Origin of the sequence: Actinomadura keratinilytica (assembly GCF_039539665.1) — a bacterium.
Taxonomy (GTDB): Bacteria; Actinomycetota; Actinomycetes; order Streptosporangiales; family Streptosporangiaceae; genus Spirillospora; species Spirillospora keratinilytica.
Genome location: NZ_BAABDO010000014.1, coordinates 15,978 through 33,042, shown reverse-complemented (window position 1 = coordinate 33,042; position 17,065 = coordinate 15,978). Strand labels below are relative to the sequence as shown.

Below are 17,065 nucleotides of genomic sequence, written 5' to 3'. Positions count from 1 at the left end.
CCCCACTAGCGTCGCAAGGCCCCCCGGATTGCGCCATAGTCCCGCCCGCGCCCGCGCCCCGCCGGACGCCGCCGTCCCGGCACGCTGATCCTTTTCCGTCCGGTCGGCCCCGGGTAAGACGCGGATATGACGATGCCGTGGCCGGTTCAGCCGATGATGGCCGAGACCGGGAACCTGCCCGACGACACCGGACGATGGGCTCTGGAGATCAAGTGGGACGGCGTCCGCGTCATCGCCTACGTGTCCGCCGACGGCGTGCGGGCCACCGGACGGCGCGCCACCGAGCTCATCCGCCGCTACCCCGAGCTGACCGGGCTGGCCGACCTGCTGCCGCACCACGACGCGGTGCTGGACGGCGAGGTGGTCGCGTTCGACCGCGGCCGTCCCAGCTTCGCGCGGCTGCAGCGGCGCATGCACGTCAGCCGCCCCGGCCCCCGGCTGATCCGCGAGGTCCCGGTCCGATACGTGATCTTCGACCTGCTGTACCTGGACGGGCAGGCGCTGTTCGACCGGCCCTACGCCGAACGGCGCGCGCTGCTGGCCGAGCTGGACCTGACCACCGCCGGGCCCGTCGAGACACCGCCCTACCTGCACGGCGGCGACACCGCGCAGGTCGCCGAGCTGCTGGAGTTCACCCGCGAGCAGCGGCTCGAAGGGCTGATGGCCAAACGGCTCGACTCCACCTACCGGCCGGGCCGCCGCGTCGACTTCTGGCGCAAGGTCAAGCACTTCCAGACCCGCGAGGTCGTCGTCTGCGGGTGGAAGCCGGGCCGGGGGCGCCGCGAGGGCGGCCTGGGGTCGCTGCTGCTCGGCGAGTACGACGCCGGCGGCCGGCTGTGCTTCGTCGGGCACGTCGGCACCGGCTTCACCGACCGGGCCCTGGACGAGCTGTACGAGACGCTGTGGCCGCTGCGCCGCCCCACCAGCCCGTTCGACGAGCCGATCCCCCGCGAGTTCGCACGCGACGCCCAGTGGGTTGAACCGCGCCTGGTCGGGGAGGTGGCCTACAGCCTGCGCACGCGCGACGGGAGGCTGCGCTTCCCGTCCTGGCGCGGGCTGCGCCACGACAAGGACCCGCAAGAGGTGATCCGTGCCACCTAACAAGCTCGGCGTGCAGGTGGAGGGCCGCGACCTGCGGCTGTCCAACCTGGACAAGAACCTGTACCCCGAGTTCACCAAGGGGGAGGTCCTCGACTACTACGCGCGCGTCGCGCCGGTGCTGCTGCCGCACCTGAAGGACCGCCCGCTCACCCGCATCCGGTACCCCGACGGAGTGGACGGCGAGTCGTTCTACGAGAAGAGCGCCCCGTCCTACACGCCCGACTGGGTCCGCACCGCCACGATCTCCTCGCCGGGCAGCTCCCGCGGCCGCGACACCATCGACTACGTGGTGGTCGACGACCTGCCCACGCTGGTGTGGTGCGCCAACCTGGCCGCGCTGGAACTGCACGTGCCGCAGTGGAAGGTCGGGCCGCGCGGCAGGCAGCGCAGCCCCGACCTGATGGTCTTCGACCTCGACCCCGGCCCGCCCGCCACGGTCGTCGACGCCTGCCGGGTGGCGTGCCTGCTGCGCGACCTGCTGGCCGCCGACGAACTGGAGTCCTACCCCAAGACCAGCGGCAAGAAGGGGCTGCACCTCTACGTGCCGATCAAGGAGGACAACCGCACGTCCGAGTACGCCAAGCGCGCCGCGCAGACCCTGGCCTCCGACCACCCCGACCTGGTGGTGAGCAAGATGGACAAGCGGCTGCGCAAGGGCAAGGTGTTCGTGGACTGGAGCCAGAACAACCCGGCCAAGACCACCGTCGCCCCGTACTCGCTGCGCGCCGCGCACACCCCGTCGGTGTCGGCCCCGGTCACCTGGGACGAGCTGGAGGACGCCCGCGGCCCCGACGACCTGACGTTCACGCCCGGAGAGGTCCTCGAACGCGTCGACAAGCACGGGGACCTGCTCGAACCCCTCCTGGAGCGCCGCCAGCCCCTCCCCTGAGCGCCGCACGCCCCTTCCCCGGGGCGCCGGGAGCCCCGACGGTGAGCCGTATGTGTTCGAACCGGCACGCAGGGATACCGGCTTCCGCCACCATGGATGCGATGGGGGACACCGTGACCGGCGTGGAGGGATGACACGTGGAGCGCAACCATCACTACGACGTCGTGGTGCTGGGCGGGGGCACCGCGGGCGGGCTGGTGGCCACCGAACTCGCCCAGAGCGGACGCGACGTCGCGCTGGTGGAGAGCCGCCTGGTCGGCGGCGCGTCTCCGTACTTCGCCTGCGTGCCGTCCAAGTCGCTGCTGCTGTCGGCCCGCCGGGGCGAGACCTGGGAGCTGGCGGTCGCGCGGCGCGACGAGGTCACCGGCCGCCTCGACGACGACCGCGTCGTGGCGCGCATGGCCGAGGACGGCGTGACCGTCCTGCGCGGCTGGGGCCGCGTGACGCGTCCGGGCACGGTCGAGGTGGACGGCGCCGAGCACGACTACACCGACCTGGTGGTCAGCACCGGCAGCGAACCGGTCGTCCCGGCCGTGCCGGGCCTGGCCGAGGCGCCCACCTGGACCAGCGACGAGGCGCTGACCGTGCCGGACCTGCCGCGCCGCCTGGTGGTGCTCGGCGGCGGCCCCGTCGGCTGCGAGATGGCGCAGGTGTACGCGGCGTTCGGCTCCCAGGTCACGCTGATCGAGCCGGCCGGGCGGCTGCTGACCGCCGAGGCGGCGTTCGCCGGCGAGATCCTGGCCGACGCGCTGCGCCGGATCGGCGTGGACCTGCGGCTGGGGTCGCAGGTCGTGCGCGTCGCGCGCGGCGACGGCGGCGCCGGGGCCCGGCTGTGGCTGGCCGACGGCGCCGTGCTCGCGGCCGACCGCATCCTGCTGGCGTCCGGGCGGCGGCCCAGCGTCGAGGGGCTCGGCCTGGAGAACCTGGGCGTCGCCGTCGCCTCCGGCCGGCCCCTGGCCGTGGACGAGACCTGCGCGGTCGTCCGCGGCGACGGCGACCAGGAGGCGGACGCGCCGGACCTGCCCGGCGGGCTGTGGGCCGCCGGCGACGTGACGGGCGTGGCGCGCACCACCCACGCCGCCCGCTACCAGGCCCGGGTGGTGGTGTCCAACGTGCTCGGCAAGCGCCGCGAGGCCGACTACCGGGCGGTGCCCCGCGTCGTGCACACGACCCCGTCCGTCTACGCGGTCGGCCTGTCGCCCGCCCAGGCCGAGGAGCGCGGCATGGAACTGCTCACCGCCGGGTACGACCTCGCGGCCACCGCCCGCGCGGCGGTCGAGGCCGACGACCGCGGCCGGGTCGAGCTGTACGCCGACCGGTCGCGCGGGCTGCTGATCGGCGCGGCCGCCGTCGGGCTCTACGCTGAGGAGTGGATGAGCGAGATCGCCCTGGCCATCCGGGCGCAGACGCCCCTGGGGCTGCTCACCGACGTCGTGCACGCCTTCCCGACGTTCGGCGAGGCGCTGGAGGCACCGCTGCGCGAGCTGGCGGGGCGGCTGTGACGCCCGCGGGGACGCTCACGGGCGCGCCCGCGGGGACGCCGATCGGGATGGGGATCGATGGGAAGGAGTCAGCCATGACCGAGACCAACGGCCCCGAGCCGGTGCTGCGCGACGAGGAGCCGGAGGCCGATGCCGCCGAACAGCGCATCGCGGTGACCGAGGACGACGAGCGGCCGCAGTGGCCGCCGCAGGTGCCGCTGGACGCCGACGAGGCCGACGCCACCGAGCAGAGCATGGAGGTCGACTACGACGAGGACGATTACCGCTGAGCTTGCGCGTACGATCGTGCATGGCGTCGACCGTGACCCCCGAGGTTACCGGCGCGTACGATGATGGGATCAACGTCCAGCGACGACCGAGGGGCCACCAGCCCCGCCGTCGCATCGATCGGTGATCGGAGAGTGTGGTGACCGCGACCCCGGACGCCCGCCCACGCGGCACGCGGCTGCCGCGGCTGGCGCGCCGCAGACAGCTGCTCGGCGCGGCCCAGGAGGTGTTCGTCGCCCAGGGCTACCACGCCGCGGCGATGGACGAGATCGCCGAGCGCGCCGGCGTCAGCAAGCCCGTGCTCTACCAGCACTTCCCCGGCAAGCTGGAGCTGTACCTGGCGCTGCTGGACGAGCACGCCGAGGCCCTGGTGCGCACGGTGCGCGACGCGCTGGAGTCCACCACGGACAACAAGCAGCGGGTGCAGGCGGTCATCGCCGCCTTCTACGACTTCGTGGCCGGGGAGGGCGAGGCGTACCGGCTGGTGTTCGAGTCGGACCTGCGCAACGTGGCGCCGGTGCGGGCCCGGGTGGAGCGCACCAACCAGCAGTGCGCGGAGATGATCGCCCAGGTGATCGCCGAGGACACCGACGCGCCGCCGGACGAGGCCCATCTGCTCGGCATGAGCCTGGTCGGCATGGCCGAGGTCAGCGCGCGGTACTGGCTGTCGCAGCACCGGGCCATCCCCAAGGACACCGCCGAGAAGATCATCGCCCGCCTGGCCTGGCGCGGCATCTCCGGCTTCCCCCGCACCAGCTGACCCACACCCGCCTCGTCGAGGGAGCGAAACGCGTGCAGGTACGCATCGGTGTCCAGTCCGTCCCGAAGGAGCTCGTGGTCGAGACCGCGCAGTCGGCCGACGAGGTGCAGCAGGCGCTGGCCGACGCGCTCGCCGCCGACGGGGCCGGCGTGTTCGTGCTGACCGACCAGCGCGGCGGCCGGGTGGTCGTCCCCGCCGACCGGGTCGGCTACCTGGAGATCGGCGAGGAGGAGAACCGCACCGTCGGGTTCGGCTCGCGGTACACCTGAGCGCGGCGGGCGCCATCGACGGATAAAGGCCCCTGGCCGCAGGCGTCCGGCTTGCGACCAGGGGCCTCCGCGCGTCCGGGGCCGCTCCCCGGGGGCACCGCCGGCGCCCGGCCCGCCTGGGGTTTGTTTGAAACGCTCATGGCGGGCACATCGACCACCGACCGCGGGCCGCGCGCCTCCGTCGCGGCCCAGGACGACGAAATGGTGGTCGAGAATGCTGACGATTCTGTGGTTCATCGTCATCGGTGCCGTGATCGGTGCCCTGGCCCGGCTGCTGGTCCCCGGGCGCAACCCGATGGGCATCCTGCTGACGCTCCTGGTCGGGATCGCCGGCGCGATCCTCGGCGGCATGGTGTCCAACGCCCTCGGGGCCGGTTCGGTGATCGCGTTCATCTTCGCGGTGGTGATCGCCGCGATCGCGGTGGCGCTGATCAGCGGGACCTTCACCGGCGGCGGTGGCCGCGGCCGGTGGCGCACCGGGCGGCGCACGTTGTGACGGCCCCCTCCCGGAGCCGCCGCCCCCCGGAGCCGCCCCGGCCGGAGGGCCGCCGCCCCCGCGAAGGGGCGCCCTCCGGCGTCCCGGCGAAGCCCCCGCACCTGTCCTGCGGGGGCTTCGCCCTTTCCGCCCGGCTCATCAAAACTGTCCGTTCCCGGCCAATCCGCAGAGGTTTAGCCCGTGGCCATGGCACGTCCGATCTTGGACGATGCCGACGACCCGGGAATATCACCGAGTGTGCGCGGTGTTGTCACCTGAGATCGGCTATTGGTGTAGGGAAACCATGGTCGGTACACTGCGTCGCGGAGTGTGACCGCACGCAGCCACAGCGAGTGACTGCGCTACCCCTGCCGCGGTCACCGGGAAATTTTGACTGACGGCTGGTCCCTCCCGCGCGAGCGCGCGGCCACGCGACCCGACCGGCGGGGCGCCGCCCGGCCGGTGCGCTTGGTGGCTTCTGCAGCTGCGCCGCGCGAGCGAGCGTCGACCCCGCACTTTGGAGGCTGGAAGCCCTGACTACGTTCCACGAACTCGGGGTCGTACCCGAGATAGCCGATGCCCTCGCAGCCGAGGGCATCGTCGACGCGTTTCCCATTCAGGAGCTCGCCCTGCCGATCGCGCTGGGCGGGCACGACATCATCGGGCAGGCCCGCACCGGCACCGGCAAGACGCTGGCGTTCGGCGTGGCGCTGCTGCAGCGCATCGAGCACGGCGGCACCCGCCCGCGCGGGCTGGTGCTGACCCCCACCCGCGAGCTGGCCATGCAGGTCACCGACGACCTGCTGGTCGCCGGCGGCAAGCTGGGCTCGCGGGTGCTGCCGGTGTACGGCGGCCGGGCCTACGAGCCGCAGATCGCCGCGCTGCGGGAGGGCGTCGACGTCGTCGTCGGCACCCCGGGGCGGCTGCTCGACCTGGTCAAGCAGAGGCACCTGGACCTGTCGCGCATCGACGTGCTGGTGCTGGACGAGGCCGACCGCATGCTCGACCTGGGCTTCCTGCCCGACATCGAGCGCATCGTCGACCTGCTGCCCCGGGAGCGGCAGACCATGCTGTTCTCGGCCACCATGCCGGGCGAGATCGTCGCCCTGTCCCGCCGCTACCTGCGCCGCCCCACCAACGTGCGGGCCGAGGCGCACACCGAGCCGGACGCCGCGCCGCAGGTGGTGCAGCACGTGTGGCAGACCCACCAGCTCGACCGCCCGGAGGTGCTGGCCCGCGTGCTGCAGGCCGAGGGCCGCGGGCTGACCATGGTGTTCTGCCAGACCAAGCGGGCCTGCGACCGGGTCGCAAGCGACCTGTCGCACCGCGGGTTCGCCGCCGCCGCCGTGCACGGCGACCTGGGCCAGGGCCAGCGGGAGCGGGCGCTGCGCGCGTTCCGCAACGGCAAGATCGACGTGCTGGTGGCCACGGACGTGGCGGCCCGCGGGCTCGACGTCGACGACGTCACCCACGTGGTCAACTACGAGTGCCCCGACAGCGCCGACACCTACGTGCACCGCATCGGCCGCACCGGCCGCGCGGGCCGCACCGGCACGGCCGTCACCCTGGTCGACTGGGCCGACCTGCCGCGCTGGAAGCTGATCAACAGCTCGCTCGGCCTGCCGTTCGCCGCACCGGAGGAGACCTACTCCACCTCCGACCACCTCTACGAGGCCCTCGGCATCCCCAAGACCGCCACCGGCACGCTGCCCAAGGAGCAGCGCGGCGAGCGCGCCGGGCTGGCCGCCGAGGAGCTGGAGGACATCGGCGAGACCGGCCGCGCCCGTTCGACGGTGCGCGACCGGGAGCGGCCGCGCCCGCGGCGCCGCAAGCGCAACCGGGTCCGCACCCGCGCCGGCAAGCCGATCGGCTCCTCGGGCGGGCACGGCGACGCCGCGGCGCCCGGCGAGCGGTCCGCATCCGAGCAGGCCGCGTCCGAGCAGGCCGCGACCGAGCGGTCCGACGAGACCGCCGGCGACGCGGCGCAGGCGGCGACCACCGAGCGGGCCGGCGGGCGCCGCCGCACCCGCCGCCGTCGCCGCACCCGCGGCGGCAAGCCGGTCACCGCCGACGAGAGCTGATCGCCTGCCCGCTGCGCCATCTGGCACATTCGGCACGAAAGCCCGTCAGGTGGTGCGGCGCCGGTGGGCGTCGCGCAGCCGCAGCGCCGTGTGCGGGTGGTCGGTGACGAGCACGGCCACCCGGGGATCGGCGAGGAAGCGGCGCATCAGCGGCCGGGCGTTGACCGTCCAGACCATGGCGGGCACCCCGGCGCGGGCGCACTGGCGCAGCACGCCGACGCGGGCCAGCCGGTGGTTGAGGGCGACCATGTCGGCGCCCGAGTCCAGCAGCGGCCGCACCGGCGCGAAGTCGCCGACGGCGCCGCGCTCCCACAGGCCGCGGCCCACCGACAGGGCCGTGGTCACGGCGGGGAACGCGGTCTTGATCGCGGCGACCGAGGCGGGCTCGCGGGTGGTGACCACGAAGCGGCCCGGGCCCAGCACGTCCAGGGCCAGCGCGACAGCCTCGTGCTCGCAGCCGCGCTCCTTGAGGTCCAGGTGGCCGAGGGAGCGGCCCGCCATCAGGCGCAGGGCGTCGGCGAACCGGGGTACGGGCCGCGGCGCCAGCGCGCGGACCCGCTCGTAGGTGCAGCGGCTCAGCGGCAGCCCGGCCACGGTGCGGTCGTGGTGGACGATCAGCTCGCCGTCGGCGGTGCGGCGCACGTCGAGTTCGACGTACTCTGCACCCGAGGCGATCGCCGTCCGCAGACCGGCCAGGCCCGCCGCGTCCCGGCGATGCGCGGAGATGGCCGTCACGTCGGCGACGCTACCACCGAACGCCCTTAGCCGGTGTTCCAGAATGCCTATTTAGTATGGTGGCACCCTGTGAGTAGCAGGAGAACTCCCTCTTGAGTACGCCCCGGTTCCTGACCCTGCCCCCGAACGTGCGTCGGACGTACGTGGAGACCTCCCGAGGCAGGTTCGCCGCCCTCGAGGGCATGCCGGGCTCGGGGGTGGCCGAGCACTGCCCCGCCCTCCTCGTCCCGGGCTACACCGGCAGCAAGGAGGACTTCCTCGCCGTCCTGCAGACCCTGGCCAACGCCGGGCGGCGCCGGGTGGTGGCCGTCGACATGCGCGGCCAGTACGAGTCCCCGGGCTGCGACGACCCGTCCCTCTACAGCCGGGCCGCGCTCGGCGAGGACATCGCGGCGCTGGCCGAGGCCCTCGGCCCCGACCCGGTGCACCTGGTGGGCCACTCGTTCGGCGGCCTGGTCACCCGGGAGGCGGTGCTGGCGGGCCGGGTGCCGCTGACCTCCTACACGCTGATGAGCTCCGGCCCCGCGGGCCTGCAGGACGGGCCGTCGGCGGCCAAGGCGCGGGCGCTGATGGAGGCGATCCCGCAGCTGGGCATGGACCGCATCTGGTCGCTCACCCTGGAGCCGGACGCCCGGTCCCGCGGCCTGGCCCCCGAGATCGTCGACTTTTTGAAGGCGCGCACGCTGGGCAACTGCGAGCTGGGCCTGCGCACCATGGCCGCCGAGCTGCTGTCGGCCCCCGACCGGGTGGACGAGCTGGCCAAGCAGGCCGAGGAGGACGGGCTGCCGATCCTGGTGCTGTACGGCGAGGACGACGACGTGTGGGACCCGCGCGAGCAGGCCGCCATGGCCGAGCGGCTCGACGCGGCCAAGGTCGTCATCCCCGGCGCCGCGCACTCGCCCGCCGTGGAGGCGCCGGAGACCACCGCGGGCGCCCTCACCGACTTCTGGAACGCCGCCGAGCGGCGGCGGCGCTGCGGCTCGCCCTCCTGATCCCCGCCTGACGGGCCCCCTGATCTCCACCTGACGAGGCACCGGTTCCGTGGTGACGCTCGTCACAGGGGGCTGCCGCCCCGCGGATGTAATGACACACTTACTGATGTTTGTCTCATTCGCGGCGATCATTGGCGAGGTGTCGAATGCCGGCGACCGTCCAGCCCCCTGAAAGCGTGACCTGGCGGGTGCACATCGACCGGTCGATGTGGGTCGGCGGGGTGCGCAGCCTCATGCTCCAGGCCCTGCACCCGGTGGCGATGTGGGGGGTGTGGCAGAACTCCAACTTCCAGGAGGACCCGTTCGGGCGGCTGCGGCGCACCGCCGACTTCGTGGGCACCGCCACCTTCGGCAGCCCCGAGGAGATCGACGAGCTGGCGGCCCGGGTCCGCGCCATCCACCGCAGCCTGCGCATCCTCAACCACGACACCGGCCGGAAGGAACCGCTCGACCAGCCCGAGCTGCTGCTGTGGGTGCACTGCGCCGAGGTGTACTCCTACCTGGAGGTGGCGCGCCGCGCCGGGCTGCCGCTGACGGACGCCATGGCCGACCGGTACCTGGACGAGCAGCGGCAGACCGCGACCTACGTGGGCCTGCACGCCGACGAGGTGCCCGGCAGCGTGGCCGAGATGGAGGCGTACCTCGCCGAGATGCGGCCCAGGCTGCGCGTCACCGAGGAGGCGCGGGCCACGGTGCGGTTCCTGATGTGGCCGACCCTGCCGGAGAACCTGCGGTTCCTCAACGCCGGCAAGCCCGGCTACTTCCCGTTCGGCGCGCTGTGCTACTACTGCCTGCCGGACTGGGCCCGCGCCATGTACGGGCTCCTGCCGGAGGTGCCGCAGGCCGCCGTGACCGCGGCGCTGCGTTCGTTCCGCCTGGCGATGAACTCGGTGCCCGAGCGGGTGCACGACTTCGCCTTCGCCAAGCCCACCCGGGACATGCTGCAGCGCGCCCGGCAGCGGCTGGCCGCCGAGGGCTACGACGTCGGCCGCGGACTGTACGGGCTGCGCGACCCGCGCCGCTGGCCCGCGCACCGCAAGGCGCCCGCGGCGGCCTGACCCCCCGGCCGCGCCCAACCCGGCCGCGCCGCGGGCCTTCCTGCCCGCGGACCTTGACGGCGCCCTCCCGGTTCAGGCGTCCGGGAGGGCCGCCCAGGGCTCCTTGGGGGTCGCGGCCTGCTGCCCTTCCGGGCAGTGCTTCAGGAAGTCGCACCACGAGCACAGGTTCCCGGGACGCGGCGGGAAGTGCTCGTCGAAGGGCTCGTGGCGGACGGCGGCACCGCCCTCACCGGGACGCGGCCGGGGCACCGCGTCCTTCAGCCGGGTGCGGTACGCCTCGTCCGCGGCGGCCGCCTCGGCGGCGATCTGCTCGGCGCGGCGCAGGTGGCGGCCCAGCGACTCGTCGGTGTGCTCCCACACCGCGACCTCGCCGCTGGGCAGGTGGTGCAGCTCGACGCGGCGGCACGGGCGGCGCAGCACGCGGGACGCGGCCAGCGCGTACAGCGCCAGCGCCAGGGAGCCGCGCGCGTCGTCGGCGGTGAGGACGTGCCGGCCCGTCTTGTAGTCGACGACCACCAGCTCCGAGCCGCGGTCGTCCAGCCGGTCGATGCGGCCCGACACCGCGATGCGGTCGGTGCGGGCCGCCACGGTGCGCTCCACCCCCACCGGCTCGTCGTCGGGGTCGAGCCGGGCGACGTAGCGCTCCACCATCTCGCGGGCGCGCTCGCGGTAGCGGGCGGACTGCTCGGCGTCCCGGAACCCCTCGGTGAGCCAGCCGCGCACCAGCAGCCTGCCCGCCGTCTCGGGGGTGCGCTCGGCACGCGGCAGCCGCCACCACGCGGCCAGCGCGTTGTGCACGCTGGAGCCCAGGCTGTTGTGCGCCCACGGCGGCCCCTTGGGCGGGGACGGCCGGTCCAGATAGGTCATCCGGTAGCGGCGGGGGCAGTCCAGCCAGGAGTTCAGCCGCGACGGCGTGCACGTGTAGAGCCGCTGCGGCATGCCCGCCAGCGGCAGCTGCTCGGCGCCCACGACGCGACCGCGGTCAGACGCCTTCGCCCTCGCGGGCCAGCTCGCCCCAGGTCTCCCAGCGGGCGTCCTCGTCGCCGACCGTGGTCTCGTCGCCCTGGCCGGGCAGCACCCGCAGGTCCTTGGGCAGCGGCGTCAGCAGCGCCCCGATGGAGTTGAGCTGCTTGCGCAGGTCCTCGTAGACCCCGCCGATCGAGCCGGGGCGGCCGCGGTGCAGGGTGTCGCCGGAGAACAGCACGCCGAGCTGCTCGCTGATCACGCACACGCTGCCGGGGGTGTGCCCGGGGGTGTGCACGACCTCCAGCTGGGTCCCGGCGATCTCGAAGACGCCGCCGTCCTCCAGCCAGATGTCGGGCTCCAGCGAGCGCAGCGCCTTGGCGTCCGCCTCGTCCTCCTCGTCGCGGGCCAGCCGCCCGAAGTAGTCGCGCCACAGCAGCCGGTCGGCCCGGTGCAGCGCGATCGGCGCCCAGTTCTCCTCGTCCTCCTCGCCGGCCGCGGCGACCTCCAGCACCGTCGACAGCTTGTGCTCGTTGCCGTCGGTGCAGATCACCGCCATGACCTCGCGCTCGCCGACCGCCTTCAGCACGGCGTCGGCGTCGTTGGCGGGGTCGATCACGATGACCTCGTCGTCGTCTCCGACGATGTAGGTGTTGCTCTCGACGTCGTACTCTTCGTCGTCCAGGGTGACCTTCCCCGAGGTCACCACCTGATCGATGCGCGCGTCCACGTTCCGCACCCTACCGCGCGCGTCCGCGGGGCAGGGACGGCCGCGCGGTGAGCCGCGGGCCTTTTCATCCCGTGCGGACGGCGCCGGAGGCGGCGTCCAGCAGCGCCTCGTAGGCGGCCGCCGAGGTGGTCTCGCAGCCGATCCGGTCGCCGGTCGAGGCGCCGTGGTCGTCGCTGGAGCCGGTGACGAACAGGCCCAGCGCGGCCGCCAGGTCCCGCAGCCGGGCCCGGTCGGACGCGCCGTGGTCGGGGTGGTCGGCCTCGATCCCGGCGAGCCCGGCCTCGGCCAGCCGCTCCACCACGGCGTCGCCGAACACGTACCCGCGGCGGCCCGCCCGCGGATGCGCCAGCACCGCCGCGCCGCCCGCCGCGCGGATCAGCCGGACCGCCCGCACCGGGTCGAGCGCGTAGCGGTCGGCGTACGCGCGGCCGCCCGGCCCGATCCAGTCGGGGGTGAACGCCTCGTCCAGGGTGCGCACCGCCCCGGCCTCGACCATCGCGCGGGCCACATGCGGCCGCCCCACGGCCTCGCCGCGGGCCAGCTCCCGCACCCGCTCCCAGGTGACGTCCACGCCGAGGCCGCGCAGCCGCTCGACCATGGCCTGCGCCCTGATCACCCGGTCGTCGCGGATCCGGGCCAGCTCGGCGGCCAGGGCGGGCTCGGACGGGTCGAACAGGTAGCCGAGCAGGTGCATGCCGGCGCCGTCCTGCCGGCACGACAGCTCGACGCCGGGCACCAGGGTCGTCCCGGGCGGCAGGGCGGCCGCCGCCTCGTCCCAGCCGGCCACCGTGTCGTGGTCGGTGAGGGCGACCACGTCCACCCCGGCCGCGCGGGCGCGCCGGACCACCTCGGCGGGCGGGCGGGTGCCGTCGGAGGCGTCGCTGTGGCAGTGCAGATCGATGCGCATACGGCAGGAGGCTACTCAGGCGTCGAGACGGGGGCAGAAGGCGCCGTAGGGGAGATCGAGTTCCATGCCGGGGTCGCGCAGGTCGACCAGGTGCGTGCGGTCGACCATGAGGACTCCGGCGTCGGCGGGCCACAGGATCGCCCAGAGCCAGTTGCCCATCGCCTCGCCGACGTAGACGGCGCGGTCGGGGCCGCCCGGGATCGACCACATCGGCACCGAGTGGTCGCAGACCGCGAAGGGGCCGCTGACCTCGACCTTGACGTGCGGGGGCCCGTCGTCGAAGCCCGCGCCGGGGTCGGGGCCGGCCAGCCCGGCATAGTATGCGCCGAGCCCGATGCCCGGCTCCTCGGCGACCAGCAGCATGTCGGCCAGGCCGCTCACCAGCCCGGGCCCGGACACCGCCACGGCCGACGCGCGGGCGCCGGTGCGCTCGTCCCCCACGGTGACGAAGCCGGTGACCAGCCAGCTCAGCGGCAGCGGCCACGGTGCCCACACCGGGACGCGGGAGTCGTGGACGGCGGCGGCCAGCCCCTCGGGGCCGGGCCGGCGGGACGGCTGGCGCGGCAGCACCGCCCCGTGCACGGGGCAGCTCCAGTCGCTCGACCAGAGGTTCGGCGCACCGACACGCTTGCCGCAGCGCGGGCACGTGGGCTCCGCCCTCATGGTTACCCACAGTGCGTGCCGGACCCCGCCGCCGTCAAGGTCCGCCCGGTGGCCGGGAACGCAAAACCAGGACAAAATAGACAGATACTCTGCAAGGGGGTGCCCATGCGGGTGCGCTGCGTAGGCGGGATCGTCCGCGACCAGGAGGGGCGGCTGCTGCTGGTGCGGCGGGCCCGGCCCCCCGCGGCCGGGCGCTGGTCGGTGCCCGGCGGACGCGTTGAACCGGGCGAGACGGACGTGAGCGCGGTCGTGCGCGAGCTGCGCGAGGAGACCGGGCTGCGGGTGGCGGTCGGCCCCCTGGTCGGCTCGGTGCGGCGCCCGGGGCCCGGCGACGTCGTCTACGACATCTTCGACTATCTGGCCACGCCGATCGGCGGCGGCCTGGCCGCCGGGGACGACGCCGGCGACGTCCGCTGGGTCACGCCCGAGGAACTGCTGCGGCTGCCCACGTCACCCGGTCTGGTGGAGGCCCTGACCGAGTGGGGCGTGCTGGCCTTCCCCAGGACGCCGCCGCGCCCGGTGGATCCGTTCGCCGGTTCCGGCGCCGCCGCACGCGACGCGCCGTAGGGCGGCGCGGCTAGGAGCCGGGGGCGTCGGGCCGTCCGGGCACCTGCCCTTCCGCAGCCCCATAAGGAACACCGGGCCCGCCAGGTGCACCCTGCTCGCCGGACACGCGCTGCCCTTCGGCCCCACCGGGTGCACCGTAGCCGCCGGGTACCGCGTAACCGTCCACGCCGGGGTGGCCGCCCGGGACGCCCGGTGCGCCGAAGACGCCTCCCACCGGGTAGGGGGCGGTCTCCGGGACGGCCGACTGGTCCGACCCCTCGGTGACGGTCTGGACGCGCATCTTGCGCGCCAGCCACACCACGACCGCCGCGTACAGCAGCATCGGCACGACGTCCGCCACGACGTACTGCCACGGCACCGCCCCCTGCTCGATGTCCAGATCGCCGACGGCGGCGGGCAGCAGGAACGCCATGAGGTTGTTGCACACGTGGACGGCGATGGACGCCTCCAGGCCGCCGGTGCGCACCGTCACCCATCCGGCCATCGCGCCGAAGACGAAGATGTCCAGGATCCCCCAGCCGGTGTAGCCGTGCCCGGAGGTGAACAGCGCCGAGCCGACCACGATGCCCGGCCAGGGGGTGCGGAACACCGCGCTCAGCACCCGGGAGGCGCGCCGGGCGCCGTTCTCCAGCGTGCACGCGCCGACCGCTTGCAGCAGCCAGCCGCGGAAGATGTACTCCTCGGCCGACGCCTGGAACGGCACCAGCGCGATGATGATCAGGGCGGGCGGCAGGAACTCGCCCCAGCCGACCCAGCGGTCCTCGCCGCCGCCGTCGGGCGGCTCCGCGAAGTGGCCCGCCACCCACGAGGTGCCGTAGGACACCAGGCAGAACCCGACGGCCAGGCCGACGCACACCAGCAGCCAGCGCCACCGCAGCCGCCCGGCCACCGACGACAGCGTGCCGGGGCGGCGCCGCTGCACCCACCACGGCACCACCAGCACCACCGGCAGCAGCACCGCGAGGGCGGCCAGGCTGAAGGCCAGGTCCGCGGTCGGATCGCCGAAGAACGAGGTCCCCGACTGCGACGGCTCCGGCATCTCCCCCGTGGCGAGCGCGTAGAGGAGCGTCCCGACGATCGTCAGCCCGAACATGGCGCACACGGTGCCGCCCAGCAGCGCCAGCGTGCCGACCAGGGGCCGCCACCAGCGGTGCACGGCGTTGCGGGCCATGCGGTGGTAGGGCACACCGCCCGGGACGGGCACCGTCCACGGTCGTTTGACCGGCGGCGGCCCGTAACCTGGGTGGCCGTACCCCGGGTATCCGTACGGCTGCTGGTAGGGCGAGCCGTAATGCTGCGGCGCGCCGCCGTAAGGCTGGGGCGGCGTCCCGTAGGGCTGGGGCTGCGTGTGCGTGCCGTAGGGCTGGGGCGGCGTCCCGTACGGCTGGGGGCCGGCGTACGGGCGCGGCGCGGGCCACTGGTAGGGCTGCGCCTGATGGTGGTCCTGGGACGATCCGGGGTTGTCGGGTAGCGCCCAGCCGTTGGTGTCCGCTGGATCCGGCACCGCACAACCCCCTCGTGACGACCAGCACCTGGGACGAATCGTACGTGCCGGTCAGCGCCCTTCGCGCCGGCGCAGCGCGATGTCGCGGAATGTCCCGCGCGCCGGGATCAGGACGGCGGCTCGAAGCGCCGGGTGCGGGTCAGCCCCGCGGCCCGGCCCTTGGCCGCGATCACCTGCGCCATCTTGCGGGACGCCTCGTCGATCATCTCGTCGCCGAGCACCGCCGCGCCGCGGCCCTCCACCGTGGTGTGGTACTCGTACGCCTCCAGGATCAGCTCGGCGTGGTCGTAGTCCTCCTGGCCGGGCGAGAAGACCTCGTTGCACGCCTCGATCTGCGCCGGGTGCAGCACCCACTTGCCGTCGAAGCCCAGCGCCGCCGACCGCCGCGCCACCCGGGTGAACGCCTCGACGTCGCGGACGTTGAAGTACGGCCCGTCGATGGCCTGCAGGTCGCGGGCGCGGGCGGCGGTGAGGATGCGCATGAGGATGTAGTGGTAGGCGTCGCCCTCGGTGTAGCCGGGCGGCTGCTCGCCCACCACCAGCGTCTTCATGTTGAGCGAGGCCATCAGGTCGCCGGGGCCGAGCACCAGGGTCTCCAGGCGGGGCGAGGAGGCGGCGATCTCGTCCACCCCGGCCAGGCCGCGGGCGTCCTCGATCTGCGCCTCGATGCCGATGCGGCCCGGCTCGTACCCCATGGCCAGCTCGATCTGGGTGAGCAGCCGGTCCAGCCACTGCACGTGGGAGGCGTCGCGCACCTTGGGCAGCATGACGCAGTCCAGGTTGGCGCCGGCGCCCTCCACCACCTCGATCACGTCGCGGTACGCCCAGGGGGTCTCCACGTCGTTGACGCGGACGACGCGCACCTTGCCCGACCAGTCGCCCTCGTTGAGGGCCGCCACGACGTTCTTGCGGGCGTCCTCCTTGGCCGAGGGCGCGACCGCGTCCTCCAGGTCCAGGAACACCTCGTCGGCGGGGAGTCCCTGCGCCTTCTCGATGAACCGGGGGTTGCTGCCGGGGACCGCCAGGGTGGTACGTCGTGACCGCATGGCCGGATGGTACCGGGGGCCGTGTGAGACGCTGAGGGCATGGGCGAGCTGAAGGCGCTGGTGGAGGAGGCGGCCAAGAAGTCCGGGCTGATGTGGCTGCATCTGCCGGGGCTGGCGCAGCCGCGCGCGGCCTGGCACGTGTGGCACGACGGCGCGGCCTACGTCCTGACGGGCGGCGAGGGCGAGCAGCCCCTGCCCGGCCTGCCCGAGGCCGACCGGGTGCGGGTGACGCTGCGCAGCAAGGACAAGGGCGGGCGGCTGGTGTCGTTCGTCGCCGCCTGCGAGCAGGTGCGGCCGGGCACGGACCTGTGGGACGAGGTCACCCCCCTGCTGGCCAAGGAGCGCCTCAACGCGGCGACCCACGAGGGGCAGGTGGAGCGCTGGGCGGAGGAGTCGTACGTCATACGGCTCTCCCCCACCGACGAGGTGGTGGAGGCACCGGGCGGATACGACGACGAGTACGCCGCCGTCCGCCCGGTGCCCACCCCGGCGACCACGGCCGGCCCGCCCCCGCGTCTGATGGGCGGCAGGCGCCGCAGGGCCGACCGCTGACCCC

At 74.2% G+C, this 17,065-nt stretch carries 20 protein-coding genes; 12 read left to right on the top strand and 8 right to left on the bottom strand.

Going from position 1 to position 17,065, the window contains the following annotated elements:
• Positions 1-132 precede the first annotated feature (132 nt).
• From ligD (ABD879_RS07575) to ABD879_RS07545, 7 genes are all read left to right on the top strand, one after another.
• Entirely contained in the window at positions 133-1,101 is a 969-nt protein-coding gene (gene ligD, locus ABD879_RS07575) for a non-homologous end-joining DNA ligase (protein WP_345018820.1), read from the top strand.
• Positions 1,091-1,990, top strand: a complete 900-nt coding sequence (gene ligD, locus ABD879_RS07570) for a non-homologous end-joining DNA ligase (RefSeq protein WP_345018818.1) — start codon at positions 1,091-1,093, stop codon at positions 1,988-1,990. Before ligD (ABD879_RS07575) ends, ligD (ABD879_RS07570) begins: the two co-directional genes overlap by 11 nt.
• Before the next feature lie 137 nt (positions 1,991-2,127).
• Positions 2,128-3,492 carry a dihydrolipoyl dehydrogenase family protein gene (locus tag ABD879_RS07565; RefSeq protein WP_345018816.1) on the top strand — a complete coding sequence of 455 codons (1,365 nt, stop codon included), beginning with the start codon at positions 2,128-2,130 and terminating at the stop codon, positions 3,490-3,492.
• Positions 3,493-3,566: 74 nt separating this feature from the next.
• Positions 3,567-3,761 carry a hypothetical protein gene (locus ABD879_RS07560; RefSeq protein ID WP_345018814.1) on the top strand — a complete coding sequence of 65 codons (195 nt, stop codon included), beginning with the start codon at positions 3,567-3,569 and terminating at the stop codon, positions 3,759-3,761.
• A gap of 137 nt (positions 3,762-3,898) precedes the next feature.
• Entirely contained in the window at positions 3,899-4,519 is a 621-nt protein-coding gene (locus ABD879_RS07555) for a TetR/AcrR family transcriptional regulator (protein WP_285491844.1), read from the top strand.
• Between the two features lie 32 nt (positions 4,520-4,551).
• Positions 4,552-4,788, top strand: a complete 237-nt coding sequence (locus ABD879_RS07550) for a DUF3107 domain-containing protein (protein WP_345018811.1) — start codon at positions 4,552-4,554, stop codon at positions 4,786-4,788.
• Between the two features lie 214 nt (positions 4,789-5,002).
• Entirely contained in the window at positions 5,003-5,284 is a 282-nt protein-coding gene (locus ABD879_RS07545; RefSeq protein ID WP_345018809.1) for a GlsB/YeaQ/YmgE family stress response membrane protein, read from the top strand.
• Between the two features lie 356 nt (positions 5,285-5,640).
• Here ABD879_RS07545 and ABD879_RS07540 read toward each other — a convergent pair whose 3' ends face one another.
• A complete protein-coding gene (locus ABD879_RS07540) occupies positions 5,641-5,994 on the bottom strand; it encodes a hypothetical protein (RefSeq protein ID WP_345018807.1) in 354 nt (117 codons plus the stop codon).
• Here ABD879_RS07540 and ABD879_RS07535 point away from each other — a divergent pair.
• Positions 5,878-7,344, top strand: coding sequence for a DEAD/DEAH box helicase (locus ABD879_RS07535; protein WP_345018907.1), 1,467 nt, complete (start codon positions 5,878-5,880; stop codon positions 7,342-7,344). The two genes, ABD879_RS07540 and ABD879_RS07535, sit on opposite strands and share 117 nt — an antisense overlap.
• Positions 7,345-7,389: 45 nt before the next feature.
• Here ABD879_RS07535 and ABD879_RS07530 read toward each other — a convergent pair whose 3' ends face one another.
• Entirely contained in the window at positions 7,390-8,079 is a 690-nt protein-coding gene (locus tag ABD879_RS07530; protein ID WP_345018805.1) for a glycerophosphodiester phosphodiesterase, read from the bottom strand.
• 92 nt (positions 8,080-8,171) lie between these two features.
• Here ABD879_RS07530 and ABD879_RS07525 point away from each other — a divergent pair, with 92 nt between their 5' ends.
• Together ABD879_RS07525 and ABD879_RS07520 are read left to right on the top strand one after the other, a co-directional pair.
• Positions 8,172-9,071, top strand: a complete 900-nt coding sequence (locus ABD879_RS07525; RefSeq protein ID WP_345018803.1) for an alpha/beta fold hydrolase — start codon at positions 8,172-8,174, stop codon at positions 9,069-9,071.
• 146 nt (positions 9,072-9,217) lie between these two features.
• Positions 9,218-10,129: an oxygenase MpaB family protein gene (locus ABD879_RS07520; protein WP_345018801.1), complete on the top strand. Its 912-nt coding sequence runs from the start codon at positions 9,218-9,220 to the stop codon at positions 10,127-10,129.
• Between the two features lie 72 nt (positions 10,130-10,201).
• Here the strand turns inward: ABD879_RS07520 and ABD879_RS07515 are convergent, their stop codons facing one another.
• The 4 genes from ABD879_RS07515 to ABD879_RS07500 all read right to left on the bottom strand — a co-directional run bounded on the left by ABD879_RS07515 (position 10,202) and on the right by ABD879_RS07500 (position 13,392).
• Entirely contained in the window at positions 10,202-11,098 is an 897-nt protein-coding gene (locus ABD879_RS07515) for a RecB family exonuclease (protein WP_345018799.1), read from the bottom strand.
• Between the two features lie 13 nt (positions 11,099-11,111).
• Positions 11,112-11,822, bottom strand: coding sequence for an MBL fold metallo-hydrolase (locus ABD879_RS07510; RefSeq protein ID WP_345018797.1), 711 nt, complete (start codon positions 11,820-11,822; stop codon positions 11,112-11,114).
• 64 nt (positions 11,823-11,886) lie between these two features.
• Complete coding sequence (locus ABD879_RS07505) at positions 11,887-12,729, bottom strand: PHP domain-containing protein (protein ID WP_345018795.1); 843 nt, start codon at positions 12,727-12,729, stop codon at positions 11,887-11,889.
• Between the two features lie 15 nt (positions 12,730-12,744).
• Positions 12,745-13,392, bottom strand: coding sequence for a DUF6758 family protein (locus ABD879_RS07500; RefSeq protein WP_345018793.1), 648 nt, complete (start codon positions 13,390-13,392; stop codon positions 12,745-12,747).
• Positions 13,393-13,497: 105 nt separating this feature from the next.
• Here ABD879_RS07500 and ABD879_RS07495 point away from each other — a divergent pair, with 105 nt between their 5' ends.
• Entirely contained in the window at positions 13,498-13,959 is a 462-nt protein-coding gene (locus tag ABD879_RS07495) for an NUDIX hydrolase (RefSeq protein ID WP_345018790.1), read from the top strand.
• A gap of 10 nt (positions 13,960-13,969) precedes the next feature.
• On the opposite strand, the gene ABD879_RS07490 is transcribed toward ABD879_RS07495, so the two are convergent.
• Both ABD879_RS07490 and ABD879_RS07485 read right to left on the bottom strand, forming a co-directional pair.
• The gene (locus tag ABD879_RS07490; RefSeq protein WP_345018788.1) at positions 13,970-15,130 is read right to left on the bottom strand and encodes a CPBP family intramembrane glutamic endopeptidase; all 1,161 of its coding nucleotides are present in this window, start codon (positions 15,128-15,130) and stop codon (positions 13,970-13,972) included.
• A 440-nt stretch (positions 15,131-15,570) separates the two neighbouring features.
• Positions 15,571-16,509, bottom strand: coding sequence for an HpcH/HpaI aldolase/citrate lyase family protein (locus ABD879_RS07485; protein WP_345018786.1), 939 nt, complete (start codon positions 16,507-16,509; stop codon positions 15,571-15,573).
• Positions 16,510-16,548: 39 nt separating this feature from the next.
• On the opposite strand from ABD879_RS07485, the gene ABD879_RS07480 reads away from it, so the two are divergent.
• Positions 16,549-17,061 (top strand): hypothetical protein, encoded by a 513-nt coding sequence (locus tag ABD879_RS07480; protein WP_345018784.1) that lies wholly within the window; start codon positions 16,549-16,551, stop codon positions 17,059-17,061.
• Positions 17,062-17,065: the final 4 nt, after the last annotated feature.